General features: G+C 42.1%; 12 protein-coding genes. 11 read left to right on the plus strand and 1 reads right to left on the minus strand.

The window, feature by feature from the left end:
- Nucleotides 1-7 precede the first annotated feature (7 nt).
- The 11 genes from hscA to der all read left to right on the plus strand — a co-directional run bounded on the left by hscA (nucleotide 8) and on the right by der (nucleotide 12,890).
- Nucleotides 8-1,876 (plus strand): Fe-S protein assembly chaperone HscA, encoded by a 1,869-nt coding sequence (gene hscA, locus CXF81_RS11015; protein ID WP_101181401.1) that lies wholly within the window; start codon nucleotides 8-10, stop codon nucleotides 1,874-1,876.
- A 14-nt stretch (nucleotides 1,877-1,890) separates the two neighbouring features.
- Nucleotides 1,891-2,229: an ISC system 2Fe-2S type ferredoxin gene (fdx, locus tag CXF81_RS11020; protein WP_101181402.1), complete on the plus strand. Its 339-nt coding sequence runs from the start codon at nucleotides 1,891-1,893 to the stop codon at nucleotides 2,227-2,229.
- Between the two features lie 277 nt (nucleotides 2,230-2,506).
- Entirely contained in the window at nucleotides 2,507-2,938 is a 432-nt protein-coding gene (gene ndk / locus CXF81_RS11025; RefSeq protein ID WP_101181403.1) for a nucleoside-diphosphate kinase, read from the plus strand.
- 184 nt (nucleotides 2,939-3,122) lie between these two features.
- On the plus strand, nucleotides 3,123-4,280 hold the full coding sequence (locus CXF81_RS11030) for a bifunctional tRNA (adenosine(37)-C2)-methyltransferase TrmG/ribosomal RNA large subunit methyltransferase RlmN (RefSeq protein ID WP_101181404.1): 1,158 nt from the start codon (nucleotides 3,123-3,125) through the stop codon (nucleotides 4,278-4,280).
- Between the two features lie 19 nt (nucleotides 4,281-4,299).
- The gene (pilW, locus tag CXF81_RS11035) at nucleotides 4,300-5,775 is read left to right on the plus strand and encodes a type IV pilus biogenesis/stability protein PilW (RefSeq protein ID WP_101181405.1); all 1,476 of its coding nucleotides are present in this window, start codon (nucleotides 4,300-4,302) and stop codon (nucleotides 5,773-5,775) included.
- Nucleotides 5,768-6,862, plus strand: coding sequence for a RodZ domain-containing protein (locus CXF81_RS11040; protein WP_101181406.1), 1,095 nt, complete (start codon nucleotides 5,768-5,770; stop codon nucleotides 6,860-6,862). Before pilW ends, CXF81_RS11040 begins: the two co-directional genes overlap by 8 nt.
- Entirely contained in the window at nucleotides 6,862-7,983 is a 1,122-nt protein-coding gene (gene ispG / locus CXF81_RS11045; RefSeq protein ID WP_101181407.1) for a flavodoxin-dependent (E)-4-hydroxy-3-methylbut-2-enyl-diphosphate synthase, read from the plus strand. Before CXF81_RS11040 ends, ispG begins: the two co-directional genes overlap by 1 nt.
- A gap of 125 nt (nucleotides 7,984-8,108) precedes the next feature.
- Nucleotides 8,109-9,380, plus strand: a complete 1,272-nt coding sequence (gene hisS / locus CXF81_RS11050; RefSeq protein ID WP_101181408.1) for a histidine--tRNA ligase — start codon at nucleotides 8,109-8,111, stop codon at nucleotides 9,378-9,380.
- A 76-nt stretch (nucleotides 9,381-9,456) separates the two neighbouring features.
- On the plus strand, nucleotides 9,457-10,095 hold the full coding sequence (locus CXF81_RS11055) for a tetratricopeptide repeat protein (RefSeq protein WP_101181409.1): 639 nt from the start codon (nucleotides 9,457-9,459) through the stop codon (nucleotides 10,093-10,095).
- Entirely contained in the window at nucleotides 10,092-11,318 is a 1,227-nt protein-coding gene (gene bamB / locus CXF81_RS11060; RefSeq protein WP_101181410.1) for an outer membrane protein assembly factor BamB, read from the plus strand. The genes CXF81_RS11055 and bamB overlap by 4 nt, the downstream gene beginning before the upstream one ends.
- A gap of 132 nt (nucleotides 11,319-11,450) precedes the next feature.
- Entirely contained in the window at nucleotides 11,451-12,890 is a 1,440-nt protein-coding gene (gene der / locus CXF81_RS11065; protein WP_101181411.1) for a ribosome biogenesis GTPase Der, read from the plus strand.
- A gap of 144 nt (nucleotides 12,891-13,034) precedes the next feature.
- On the opposite strand, the gene CXF81_RS11070 is transcribed toward der, so the two are convergent.
- Nucleotides 13,035-14,861: a M2 family metallopeptidase gene (locus tag CXF81_RS11070; protein ID WP_101181412.1), complete on the minus strand. Its 1,827-nt coding sequence runs from the start codon at nucleotides 14,859-14,861 to the stop codon at nucleotides 13,035-13,037.
- Nucleotides 14,862-14,982 lie beyond the last annotated feature (121 nt).

Raw genomic sequence — 14,982 nt, forward strand, 5'->3', positions numbered from 1 at the left:
AAGTTATATGGCATTATTACAAATTGCCGAGCCCGGCCAAAGTGCAGCTCCGCATGAACGTAAAATAGGAGTTGGAATTGACTTAGGTACAACCAATTCATTAGTGAGTGCTGTAAAAAGTGGTCAATGCGTGACTTTGGCCGACGAACAGGAAAGACATCTATTGCCATCGGTGGTGCATTATTCTGAAGCATCAATTGATGTTGGCTATCATGCAAGAGATAACTCAAATGCAGATCCTGCAAATACGATTATGTCAGTTAAGCGATTCATGGGCAGAAGTTTAGCGGATGTGACTGCTCATTGGGATCAATTACCTTATCAATTTGTTGCTGAGTCACTATCTCCGCGGTTTATTACGCCCAGAGGCGAGTTAAACCCAATTCAAATCTCCTCACATATTTTAAGCGCACTGAAAAAGCGAGCTGAGGCGCGGATGGGTGAAGAAATTACGGGTGCTGTTATAACTGTTCCTGCTTATTTTGATGATGCTCAGCGCCAAGGTACTAAAGATGCAGCGCAATTAGCGGGCCTGAATGTACTGCGTTTGCTAAATGAGCCAACTGCGGCCGCCATTGCTTATGGTTTGGATAGCAAAGAAGAAGGCGTTATTGCGGTTTATGATCTGGGCGGCGGTACTTTTGATGTTTCAATTCTACGTTTAAATAAAGGTGTATTCGAGGTACTTGCAACAGGCGGTAATTCAGCCCTAGGCGGAGACGATTTTGATCACCTGCTAGCCAGCCATTTAGCGCAACAACTTGGTTTAGATGCGGTTGCAGAGAAAAAAAATTATCGCCGCTTAATGAATGCGGGTAAGGAAGTAAAAGAATCCTTGAGTAATGCCGCTAGTAGCGTTGTGTCGATTCAATTGCTAGGTGCAGAGCAAAGTACACAAGTTAGTATGCAGCTAGCGCAGTTTAATCAACTAATTAATGAGCTAGTAACGCAAACCATCAGTACGTGTAAAAGAGCGGTAAAAGACGCTCGTGTTAGTCTTGAGGAAGTGGACAAAGTCATCATGGTTGGCGGCTCGACACGAGTACCGCTTGTGCGTCAGCAAGTTGAAGCATTTTTCAAAAAAGCACCACTGACATCGATCGATCCAGATAAAGTGGTGGCCATCGGCGCAGGTATACAGGCCGATATTTTGGTTGGTAATAAGCCTGACAGTGATATGCTGTTGTTGGATGTTCTTCCGTTGTCTTTAGGCATTGAAACGATGGGCGGGTTGGTAGAGAAAATTATTCCTCGAAATACCACTATTCCAGTTGCAAAAGCGCAAGAATTCACTACCTTCAAAGACGGCCAAACAGCGATGTTGGTGCATGTATTACAGGGCGAGCGTGAATTGGTTGAGCATTGTCGTTCGCTGGCTAAGTTTACTTTAAAAGGTATCCCCGCAATGACCGCAGGCGCGGCTCATATAAGAGTTACTTTTCAGGTTGACGCTGACGGCTTGTTAAACGTAACTGCGATGGAAAAATCAAGTGGTGTAAAAGCTGAAGTGCAGGTTAAGCCTTCCTATGGTTTGGAAGAATCAGAAATACTGGATATGTTGCAATCTAGTATGCAAAACGCCAAACAAGATATGCAAGCAAGAATGTTAAAAGAGCAACAAGTTGATGCGAGTCGAGTACTTGAAGCTATGCATGGAGCGTTGGCTGAAGATGGTGATGAATTATTATCGGACAACGAAAGAAAAGCGATAGATCACGCTCTGCAGAGCTTGGGGCTGTGTGCAACAAATAATGATGTTGATGCTATTAAACAGGCGATTGATGTTGTTGATAAATTAAGCCAAGACTTTGCAGCTAGACGGATGGATAAATCTATTCAAAAGGCGCTAGCGGGTCACTCGGTTGATGATATTTAAATTAGGATTGATGAATGCCACAAGTTATTTTTTTACCCCATAAAGATCTTTGTCCAGACGGTGCTGTGTTGGAGGGAGATACAGGTACGTCAGTGCTGGATTTAGCATTAAAAAATGGTATTGGTATTGAGCATGCGTGTGAAAAAGTGTGTGCATGCACCACTTGTCATATTATTGTTAGAGAAGGTTACGACTCATTAGGTGAATCAGATGAATTAGAAGATGACTTATTGGACAAGGCCTGGGGACTAGAACCTGAATCTCGCTTAGGTTGCCAAGCAATTATTCGTGATGAAGATTTGGTTGTTGAGATACCCAAGTACACGATCAATCATGCTAGTGAAGAGCATTAGGTAACAATCATAATGCCGCTGTAAAGATTGAGCGTTTTGTTATGAATTATTTCACTTTCATAAGGCACTTAAATTTAGCTGCTCAGTCACACTTTTTTACTATCAAGCAATTGAATTATAAACCTTATTTTATATTGAATGGGTTTACGGCGAGACCAAATATAGATTAATAGAATGAATTTAAAAAACGAATTTGTGACGAAGGGGTATTCATTGAGCCTCATCTTCTTTATAATCGCGCGAAATTGTAAAAATATGTAAATTGGAAGAATTAACCATGGCTTTAGAACGTACCTTTTCGATCATTAAACCTGACGCAGTAGCGAAAAACGTTATTGGCGCAATCTATAACCGTTTTGAAACTGCAAAATTGCGCATCGTTGCTTCAAAAATGGTTCACATGAGCAAAGAACAAGCTGAAGGCTTCTATGCAGAACATAGCGAGCGTCCTTTCTTTGGCGCACTTGTTAGCTTCATGACATCGGGTCCAGTAATGGTTCAAGTGCTTGAAGGCGACAATGCTGTTGTGAAAAACAGAGAAATCATGGGCGCAACTAACCCAGCAGATGCTTCAGCAGGCACGTTACGTGCAGATTACGCAGAGTCTATCGATGAAAATGCATGTCACGGTTCAGATGCACCGGAGTCAGCGGCTCGAGAGATAGCTTACTTCTTCCCTGATGAAGAAATTTGCCCACGCACACGCTAAGCAAACGAAGTGTTATACTAAGGGAGCTTCGGCTCCCTTTTTTAATTAAATTATAGAGGGCTTATAAGCCCACGTTAAATCGCTCTTAATTCAGTCTAATCAAGTATACTGTATTGGTGTGCAACCTTGGTTGTTATAGAGCGTGCAACGATATTTGTTATAAATTGTTATGAAGGTAAAAAAAATGTCCGCAAGCCAAGTAAGTACAGAGCCACAAAAAGAGATTAAAAAAGTCAATTTATTGAACTTGGACCGACAGGGCTTGGGCGACTACTTTGCCTCTATCAACGAGAAACCATTCCGCGCAGAGCAGATAATGAAGTGGATCTACCAAGTAGGTGAGTCTGATTTCGATAAAATGACGAACATAAATAAAGATTTACGATCAAAATTAAAGAGTAATTGCGTAATTAAAGCGCCGGTTATTTCCGAGCACCAACAAGCAACCGATGGCACTATTAAATTTGCAATGCTGTTAGAGGGTGGTCAAGAGATTGAGTCGGTATGGATACCTGAAACTGACCGTGCGACTTTGTGTGTCTCTTCGCAAGTCGGGTGTGCATTAGAATGCACTTTTTGTTCAACAGGACAACAGGGCTTTAACCGTAATTTGTCAGTCGCTGAAATCATTGGTCAGGTATGGCGTGTTGCGACGTTTATTGGCTTGTCAAAAGATACGTCGCAACGGCCTATCACTAATGTTGTCATGATGGGGATGGGTGAGCCTTTACTTAACCTTAAAAATGTTGTCCCTGCGATGCGTATTATGTTAGATGATTTTGGATTTGGATTGTCTAAGCGCAGAGTTACCTTGAGTACATCCGGTGTGGTGCCTGCCTTGGATATGCTGGGCGACCAAATTGATGTTGCACTGGCTATTTCATTGCATGCGCCTGATAATAAATTGCGAGATGAAATTGTACCGGTAAACAAAAAATACCCGATTGAAGAATTTTTAGCTAGTGTAAGGCGTTATTTGGCAAAATCGAAAGCAAACCAAGGCAAAGTAACCGTCGAGTATGTTATGTTGAATCATATTAATGACAGCACTGACCAAGCGCATGAATTAGCCAAAGTATTGAAAGAAACGCCTTGCAAGATAAATTTGATACCATTTAATCCTTACCCGGGCACGCCCTATACCTGCTCGAGCAATTCAAGAATGGATAGATTTTCAAAGGTGCTCATGGAATATGGCTTTACTGTGGTGATCAGAAAAACCCGCGGTGATGATATCGATGCAGCCTGCGGGCAATTAGTGGGTGACGTTGTTGATAGAACCAAACGATTACTAAAAAAACAGATGAATGGAAAACCAATTTCTGTAAAAATGGCGCAATAACAAACAGTAGAGAATTACCATGTTGAAAAAATATGTAGCCGCTATTCTTCTTTGTGCATTCTTAGGCGCTTGTGTTACTGAGCCAAGGGATCCAGCCTTTGCTGGCGCTGCTGGTATCAATAAAGAAGCAGCCGCAAAAAATAGAGTGAGTTTGGGTCTTACTTATCTGAGTAATGGAAATTTTTCTCAGGCGAAAGCTAATTTAGATAAAGCGTTAAATTTCGCACCCAAGTCAGCGGATGCTCATTTTGCAATGGCGTACTATTATCAGCAGGTGGACGAGCTTATCCTTGCGGAGGAATACTACCTTCAAGCTCTTAAGTTCGCCCCTGAAAATCCAAATATTATTAATAGTTATGGTGCGTTTTTATGTGAGTTGGGACGTTATGAGAAGGCCAAATCTTATCTTTTGAAAGCGGCTACTAGCAAAAGGTATATCTCCGTAGCTGAAACCTATGAAAATTTAGCTATCTGTGCGGTAGATCAAGGCAAAGTAGATGAAGCGATTGACTTTTTAGACTTAGCCCTAAACCATCAGCCGACACGCAGTAAAAGCTTATACTTTTTAGCGCAATTAAAAAAAGAACAAGGCAATTATGATGAGGCGAAAAAGTTATTGTGGAAGTATGACCGCGTTTCGCGGTTTTCGCCTGAATCACTCTGGCTATCCTACGAAATCGCGCAAGGCTTAGGTGACACCAAAGCCGCACTTGGCTACGGCGAATTAATGCAAAGTATGTTTCCTGAACATTCAAATACGGCACTTTTCAAAAAACAAATGGGTAAATTTCAACCCGTAGCCACTGTTAAAAATAAACAAAGAGTAAATTTGCAGTTAGCAGAGCAGGTCAGTCTAGAAGCGAATGCAAACAACTCAGTGGAAAATACTCAAACGGCAACTACACCAATCCCTGCTTTAATAAAAGTAAATAAGCAGGTGAAAACGTTAACACCGACAGTATCGAATGAGGAGCCGGTTACGGGAGGAAACACCGTTGTAAACGACAACCCCGAGGTAGCACAGCCTGAGCTGATGGAGCCTGAGCTGATGGAGCCTGAGCTGATGGAGCCTGAGTTAGTAAGTGATGCCACAACTGAAGTCACTGACATAGACAATGCTATTAGCGCTAACGCTGCCGAAAAACGTGAGGCCGCATTGGAGGTTGCATTTGCTGCTGATTTTATTGCTGAAAATGATGAGTCTGCAAGCATTGAAGGTAAGATGCAAAAAGTTGATAATACACTCGCAGTAGACGACACGGTCTCTGAAGTTGCCGTGAATGAAGCACAAGATAAAGCAACACAGCAAATAGATGAGGCGGTTGACGACAATGCCAGCTATCATGCGGTGCTACCAAAGGAAAACTTATATCGCATATCACTTCGATATAACGTTAAAATGAAATACCTAATGCAATGGAACAACCTTGACGATCCATCCGCTATAGTAATAGGGATGAAATTGCGGGTAAAGGACCCAGAAAATAATGACTGAAGAATATAATAAGACAAAAGAGCTTACAAAAGAGGCGACAAAAGAGGTGACAAAAGAGGCGACAAAAGAGGCAACTCAAGCGACGCCCGGTCAACAACTGAAAAAGGGTCGTGAGGCGATGGGGTTGACTCAACAACAAGTTGCTGATCGTCTGCACCTGCGCTTGGGAAATATTCAAGATATAGAGACTGATACACACAAGCCTGGTGTTTCAATTACCTTTACTAAAGGATACGTCAGGATCTATGCGAAACTGTTAAGTATGCCAGTCGATCCCTTGCTTGAAAACTTTGATGTGTTGCATAAAGGTGAAAAGCAACCTGCAAAATTGCAGAGCTTTTCTCAACGTGTGGCTAAACAAGCGAATGATGATCGATGGATGATGGTGACTTATCTCATCGTATTTTTGGTTGTTGCTTCGTTGGTTATCTGGTGGTATCAGCAATCTGATAAATCGATAATGAACAGGTTGAATCTTTTTAATAATAACGTGACAGAGCAATCGAATAAGGTAGATGAAGGCGAATCTGTTAATGCGATGACTAATAATCCAAATATGCCCGATGAATTAGCGATTTCTGAAGAAGATATCAAAAGTCAAAATGCAATGACCAATACGGATAGCACACTGGATACTCAGACGCAAAATAGTGAAAATATTACTGATAGTGATGCCAGTGAAGGGGAACAAGCGAAAACGCTGGATAAAAAAAACACTGAACTAGCCAATCAATCGTCAGATAGCGACAATCCAATTGTTGCTGAGAGTGATATAAAAAACCCGATGCCTAGCATCAGCAGCCGGATTATAGACGGATATACCATTAACAGTAACGGTACTGTTGATGTCATTTTTACTTTTAAAGAAGACTGTTGGTTAAGTGTTAAAGATGCGAATGATGAAGTTATGGCGCTAGGGGTAAAAGTAAAAGGCAGAGTAATGTCAGTTAGGGGGACTCCTCCTATATCGGTGAATATGTGCCCGCCTCAAACTGTTGATATCGATTTTGCTGGCGCGCCAGTTGATCTTTCGAGTTATCCGCGTGGTATTCCCGTTAAATTTGAACTATCTATTACAGGTGAATAATGTTTTCTGATTCTCCGATCATTCGTCGTAAATCAACAAGAATAAATGTAGGCAATGTCCCTATTGGTGATGGCGCTCCTATTGCCGTTCAGTCGATGACTAATACGAATACCTTAGATGTTGCAGCTACAGTTGCACAAATAAAGCGTATTCAAGATGTTGGCGGTGACATCGTGCGTGTTTCAGTGCCAACGATGGAAGCGGCGGAAGCATTCAAGTTAATAAAGCAACAAGTTAGCGTTCCGCTGGTTGCTGACATACATTTTGATTACAGAATTGCGTTAAAAGTGGCAGAGTATGGGGTTGATTGTTTACGAATTAACCCTGGCAATATTGGTAATTTACGACGGGTCAGAGCCGTTGTTGATTGCGCAAAAGATAACAACATTCCAATTCGAATTGGTGTTAACGGCGGTTCCTTAGAAAAAGACATTCAAGAAAAATACAAAGAGCCAACAGCTGAAGCCCTCGTTGAGTCAGCAATGAGGCATGTTGATATTCTTGATAAGCTTAATTTTGATCAATTTAAGGTCAGTGTAAAAGCGTCTGATGTGTTTTTAGCCGTCGGCGCATATCGCTTGCTAGCTAAGCAAATTGTTCAGCCTTTGCACTTGGGTATTACTGAAGCCGGTGGTTTTCGAGCTGGTGCAGTAAAAAGTGCGGTTGGTCTTGGTATGCTGTTAGCCGAAGGTATTGGCGATACCATCCGAATTTCACTCGCTGCCGATCCTGTTGAAGAGATAAAAGTCGGCTTTGACATTCTTAAGTCATTGAGAATTAGGGCACGAGGCATTAACTTTATTGCATGTCCGAGTTGTTCAAGACAGGAGTTTGATGTTATCTCTACAGTCAATGCCTTGGAGGAACGCTTAGAAGATATCGTAACACCGATGGATGTTTCCATTATTGGCTGCGTTGTAAATGGTCCGGGTGAGGCTGAAGTGGCTGATATAGGGTTAACGGGTGCGCGTAACATGAGTGGTTTTTATTTAGACGGGAAGCGTCAACGCGAACGTTTGTCTAACGAAAACTTAGTCGACCAGTTAGAAAAACGTATTCGAGCAAAAGCAGCACAGCTTGACGAGAAAAACCGGATTAAAATAACTGATATTAGTAGCTAAATCGAATAATTCCGCATAAAGCGAAAAAAAATCCATAAAACACGCAAAAACAGGCCTCCTAGATTTTACCCAGCGCGACAAAATCCTTATAATGTTGCGTTTTATATAATTAATTAGAGACAACTGTGGCAAAGACTATTCAAGCAATCAGAGGTATGAACGACTGCTTACCATCACAAACTGGTATTTGGCAGTTTGTCGAATCGAATATCCGTCGCGTTGTTGCCAATTACGGCTATCAAGAAATTCGTACACCTATTGTCGAAAGTACAGACTTATTCAAACGCTCGATCGGCGAAGTTACCGATATCGTCGAAAAAGAAATGTATACCTTTGAGGATCGCAATGGTGATAGCCTCACATTGCGTCCGGAAGGAACGGCTTGTTGTGTAAGAGCGGGTAATGAACATGGCTTGCTGTATAATCAACAGCAACGTTTATGGTATATGGGGCCAATGTTTAGGCATGAGCGCCCCCAGAAGGGGCGCTATCGTCAGTTTCATCAGTTTGGTGTCGAAGCATACGGTCTTAATGGCCCTGACATTGATGTTGAAATGATATTGATTGGTGCTCGATTGTGGCAGGCATTTGGTATTGCGGACAAAGTCGAACTACAAATTAACTCGTTAGGGTCGGCTGATGCACGAGTTGCGTATAAAAAATTATTAGTTATTTTTTTGCAGCAGCACCACGATCAACTTGATGAAGATAGCCAACGTAGGTTGTTATCCAATCCATTGCGAGTGTTGGACAGTAAAAACCCCGCCGTACAAAAAATCGTGAAAGACGCACCAAAATTGATTGACCACTTGGATGATGAATCAAAAGCGCATTTTTCACTTTTATGTGAACGTTTAGACGATTTAGGCATCCAATACACAGTTAATCCAAGTTTAGTGCGTGGATTAGATTATTATAATCGTACCGTATTCGAATGGGTGTCCAGCCTATTAGGTGCTCAAGGTACTATTTGTGCTGGCGGCCGATATGATGGACTGGTTGAACAGTTGGGTGGTAAAGCCAGCCCAGCCGTCGGTTTTGCAATGGGTTTAGAGAGACTAGTTCTGTTGGTAGAGAGCCTTGATGAGTCGCTTTACGCAAATAACGCAGTCGATATCTATTTGATGCCAATGAGTGAAAATACTGAGTCAGCAGCGACCAAGATTGCTGAACAAATAAGAAACCAACTGCCAACAGTGAAAGTGCAACAGCACTGCGGTGGTGGTAACTTTAAGAAACAGATGAAAAAGGCAATGGCATCCGATGCTGCGATTGCCGTTATTATTGAAGAAGATGCACTTGCCAAAGCAAGTGTTTCAGTAAAATATTTAAAACAAGATAAACCGCAGGCTAGTTTGTTACTAAGTGAGTTATCTGCCCTAGCAGAATGGCTGTAAGCACCTTTTGGAACATAGTTAGTCAGAGCAAATGTAGTTATTAACCAGATATATGCAGTAAGCGTAGAGGAATTCAATGGAACGTTACGAAACCGAAGAACAACAAGTAGAAGCAATCAAAGGCTTTTGGAAAGAAAATGGAACAGCGATAATCGTTGGTGTCGGCATTGCCTTGGCTGGTTTGTTCGGTTGGCAACAATATAACGAGATGGCTATTGAAGGCAAGGAAACCCAATCAATGGCCTTTCAAATTGCGCTTGAAGGAATAGACTCTGAAGAAGGTTTGAGCAAAGCGAGTGCTTTTGCAAAGGAAAATACTGATTCAGGTTACGCTATATTAACTAGCTTAGTTGCAGCTCAAAAAGCGGTAGAGAATAAAGATTTTGATGCGGCAAAAATGCATTTGAATATGGCTGTTAGTAATTCACCTAGTGTGGCCATCGCTGATTTGGCAAAAGTTCGTTTGGCTCGCGTTGAAAATCAACTGGGCGATACTGCTGGCGCATTAGCAACGTTGGACTCCGTGGCGAGTGCTTCCTTTAGTGACCAAGTTCAAGAAATCAAAGGCGACATTTTCTTAGCGATAAAAGAGTTTGATAAAGCAAAAGAGGCTTATGATTTGGTACTTGCTGAGCAACCTGACAATCGTATAGTAGAAATGAAGCTAAGTAACTTAAACTACGCTGCAACCGAAGCGGCAGGTGTCGCCCAGTGAAGAATAGAATAGCAATAGCGTTGCTCGCTTTATCACTCAGTGGCTGTGCAACTGTCTCTGACTTGTTCGCGGAAGATGATGAAATTGAAATTCGTCGCTTAAAACCAATTGAAGCAACTTTCGAACCGCAAGTTAAATGGGAAACAGACGTCGGTGATGGTGTTCAAGACTATTTCTCACGTTTAGCACCAGCTGTCGCTTACGGCAAAGTATTTGCCGCTAGTCGCGATGGCATAGTTGTTGCCATTGAGCCAGAAACTGGTAAAAAAATCTGGGAGCAAGACTTCGCAAACTACGATAACTACAGTTTCAAGAAAGCGATATTATGGTATTCAAATCGCGCAGTGTCGGCAAAAATTTCTGGCGGACTCACGGTCGCTTATGAACTTGTTTTTTTTGGTACAGAAGATGGTTACGTATATGCCCTTGAAGAGGCAACTGGCGAGTTGAAATGGAAAGTGGGCGTTAAAGGCGAAGTTATTTCTGCTCCGGCAGTTGATTCAGGCGTAGTCCTAGTTAATACGACTTCAGGCCATTTAATTGCATTGGATCCTGACACTGGCGAGCAAAAATGGATAACAGAGTCAGATGTTCCTCCCTTAACATTACGTGGTGTTTCAGCTCCAGCAGCAGACAGTGGTGGTGCCTTAGTTGGTACTCCTTCGGGAAAGCTCCAGGTCACTCTAATCGAGACTGGTATGGTAGCTTGGGAGACTCAAATTGCTTCTCCCACAGGTGCAACTGAACTAGAACGTATCGTTGATATTGATGTCAAGCCATTGGTGTTTGGTGGAAACGTGTTTGTCGTATCATACAATGGCACTCTTTCTGCTGTAGAACTTCGCACAGGTCAGGTTATTTGGACTCGAGAGTACGGTTCATATCGCAATATAAGTATTGATGGTAACCGTTTATTCGTGATTGATAATAACAGTAACTTATATGCTATTGATCGTCGCAGTGGTGTCGAATTGTGGTCTAATGTTGCCTTGAAAAGTCGCAATATTACATCAGCAACACCGCATAGTGGATACGTAGTAGTTGGCGATAAGTTTGGTTTCGTGCACTGGTTTACTCAGGACGAGGGCAAGCTTGTAGCACAATTAGAGGTTGGCGGCGATGATGAAGATGAAGCGATCTTTACTGCGCCTGTTAGTGCGCAAAATACCTTATATGTAACAACGAGAGAAGGTAAACTTGCTGCAATTACTCAACCTGAATGAGTTGAAATTGTATTTTCTGGACGCCAATTTGGCGTACGGTTAAATATATGCCTGTAGGCAAGATAAGGTGTTCGAAAGGATAACAATACACGCCAATGATATGTCATTGGCGTTTTTTATTAAGGGCGAAGAATGTTACCTGTAGTGGCCTTGGTTGGCCGACCCAATGTTGGTAAATCAACATTATTTAATCGATTAACAAATACTCGAGACGCACTGGTTGCTGATTTTCCGGGTTTGACACGTGATCGTAAGTATGGTCCCGCAAAATTCGAAAACCGAGCTTTCATCGTGGTTGATACCGGTGGTATCACTGGCAATGAAGAAGGTATTGATGTTGTTATGGCTGAACAATCATTATTAGCCATTGACGAAGCTGATGTGGTCTTATTTTTAGTTGATGCAAGAGCTGGTTTAACCCCTGATGATATTAGTCTTGCGGAGCACTTGCGTAAACAAAGCAAAGCCATGTATTTGGTGGCAAATAAAGTGGATGGACTGGATGGTGACAGCGAAACCGCTGATTTCTTTAAGTTAGGCTTTCCTGAGGTACTGCAAATTGCAGCTGCGCACGGGCGTGGAGTGTCACAGTTGATGACTCATGTCTTAACGCCACTCGAAAAATTATTTCCTGATATGGAGATAGTGGAAGTAGAAAGAGAAGAAGAAGATCCTGATGCGAAGCTATCGCGTTTGCAAAACTCACCAATTAAATTAGCCATAGTTGGTAAACCTAATGTGGGTAAGTCGACACTAATTAATCGCATTTTGGGTGAAGAACGTGTTGTCGTTTTCGATTCACCGGGCACCACTCGAGACAGTATATTTATACCGATGAAGCGGGATAAGCGTGAATATATTCTGATCGATACCGCTGGCGTTAGAAAACGTAGGAAAGTATCAGAAACAGTCGAGAAATTTTCTATTGTAAAAACGTTGCAGGCGATTGAAGAGTCAAATGTGGTGTTGCTAGTTATCGATGCTAGAGAAGGGGTCACTGACCAGGACTTATCACTACTAGGTTTTGTGCTTAATTCTGGACGTTCTCTAGTGTTGGCTGTGAACAAATGGGATGGTCTTGAGACACATGTTAAGGAAGAAATTAAGCGTGAGCTAGACAGACGCCTAGGGTTTGTCGATTTTGCTCGTTTACACTTTATCTCAGCTTTGCATGGCACAGGTGTTGGCCATTTGTTTGAGTCCGTTCAAGAAGCTTATAACTCAGCTACTGTGCGTATTAACACATCAGTACTGACGCAAATAATGGAAATGGCACAGGACGACCATCAACCGCCACTTATCCATGGTCGCAGAGTTAAAATGAAGTACGCTCACGCCGGAGGGTATAATCCGCCAGTGATTGTCATTCACGGTAACCAATTGAAAGACTTACCTGATTCATATAAGCGCTACTTAATGAATTACTATCGTAAAGCCCTCAAAACGATGGGCACACCAATAAGAATTGAATTCAAAGAGGGTGCGAACCCGTTTGAAGGCAAAGTAAATAAGTTAACCGTAGGGCAAGAACGTAAGCGCAAACGTTTAATGACTTTCCATAAAAAGAAGTAAGTGTTTTAGGTTCTACAGTGCTAACAACTAAACACTTGTAAGAGCGGTGATTTTGAACACAAAGTCACCGCTTTTTACCAACTGCTTTTTACCAACTGCTTTTTACCAACTGCTTTTTACCAACTGCTTTTTACCACCCGCTTTTTACCACCCGCAATTACGTTCTTCATTTTGCTTATCTAACCATTCTTTTAGTGGGGCAAAATAAGCTTGGATAGTTGACGCGTCCATATTTGGCGAGCCTGTTAATGTGGTCATTGCTTCCTGCCAAGGACGACTTTTTCCCATTTCTAACATGTTGTTCAATGCCTCACCGGCTTTTTTACTTCCATAAATAGAACAACGATGCAGAGCCTCTTCACTTCCGGCTATATCACACAACGCTTTGTGGAATTGAAATTGCAATATATGAGCGAGGAAATAGCGAGTGTATGAAACGTTTGCAGGAACATGATATTTCGCTCCCGGGTCAAAGGCATCAATTGACCGTGCAACTGGGGCTGCAACACCCTGATATTTTTCTCGTAGCTGCCACCATAGTGTGTTGTATTGTTCTGGTGTAATGTCACCGGCGAGTACTTGCCAGCGCCACTGATCAACCAGTAAACCGAAGGGAATAAATGCAATTTTATCCAGTGCTACTTTTAATAGCATACCAATATCATTTGATTCATCCGGTATTTGATCTATTAAACCGATTTGTTGTAAATAAGTTGGCGTTATCGAAAGCGCGATGGTGTCGCCAATGGCCTCATGAAAGCCGCTGTTAGCCGAGCCTCTATAGAGCATTGGCTGGTCTTTATATGCTCGTTGATAATAGTTATGACCCAATTCGTGATGAATAACATTAAACTCTTCGCCCGTTTTTTGGATGCACATTTTAATTCGCAAGTCGTCCTTTTCATCTACATTCCAAGCGGATGCATGACATTGAACTTCCCGGTCTTGCGGTTTTTGAAACATTGAACGCTCGTAGAATGTGTCAGGAAGTGGATCAAAACCTAAAGATGAAAAGAAGTTTTCAGCTTGTTTGACCATTTTAATCTCATCATAATCTTGCTCTGCTAATGCTTTGGTCACATCAGGAACATTCATTTCTTGTTGGGGTTTCACAATGTCGTAAATATTACCCCAACTTTGTGCCCACATGTTACCCAGTAAGTGAGCTGGAATTGGTTTATCTAATGGCACAATATCTTCGCCATAGTAATCAGATAACTCTGCTCTTACGTGACAATGCAATGATTCATAGAAGGGTTGGATTTGCCCCCAAAGTCGGTCCAGCTCTTTTGGAAACTCCTGAGCGGGCATATCATACTTAGTGCGCCACAATTCTGATGTGTTGGCATAACCAAGCTCTTTTGCGCCTTCGTTTGCGATACTAACTTGTTCAATAAAGATTTCTTTCATCGGTACAGAAACTTTTCGCCATCCTTCCCAAAACTCTAGCATTAGCGCTGGGTCACGACTTACAGCCATTTCTGCACTCATTTCAACCAACGAAAAGCATTCACTTTCAGTACGACAGTATTTACCCGCGCCATACATACCCGCTAAGTTGGAACCAATTGTTGCCAAACGCTCGGCTTTTGCTGGGTCGCTAGGAGGAGCAATTTCCAATCCTGATTTTAATAAATTGAGTTTTCGACGTGTATCAGCATCTACGTTGACATCATTGAACTTTGCAGCTTCAACTGCATAGTTAGCCCACATCACCGATAATTGCTCGCCTAGATAAGCATCTACTTGCGCATTGTCATAATTAATATTGGTTGCATAAGCCCATGCAGCATGCGCCGCCGGTTTATTTAAGCGAGTAATATCGGTATCTACTTTTTGCAAGAACGCCTTTGCGTCATCTACAGTGTATACTGCTTTTATGGTAGCAGTTGAACTCGCATTGTTTGGCGAGCAACCCGCGCAAAGTGCAATAACGATTGAGGCTAAAAGTAAGCGTTTAGTTGTATTCATAGGATTCTTCTTCTGTTGTGAATATACATATGCCTAGATGATACTTTCGCTTTATTGGTGATAAAACCAAAGTGGTCCTCCTGCACGTGAGCTTTACTCAATTATTTGCTAGCGGAACATT

Origin of the sequence: Glaciecola sp. 33A, assembly GCF_002836745.1 — a bacterium.
In the GTDB taxonomy this organism is placed as follows: domain Bacteria; phylum Pseudomonadota; class Gammaproteobacteria; order Enterobacterales; family Alteromonadaceae; genus Glaciecola.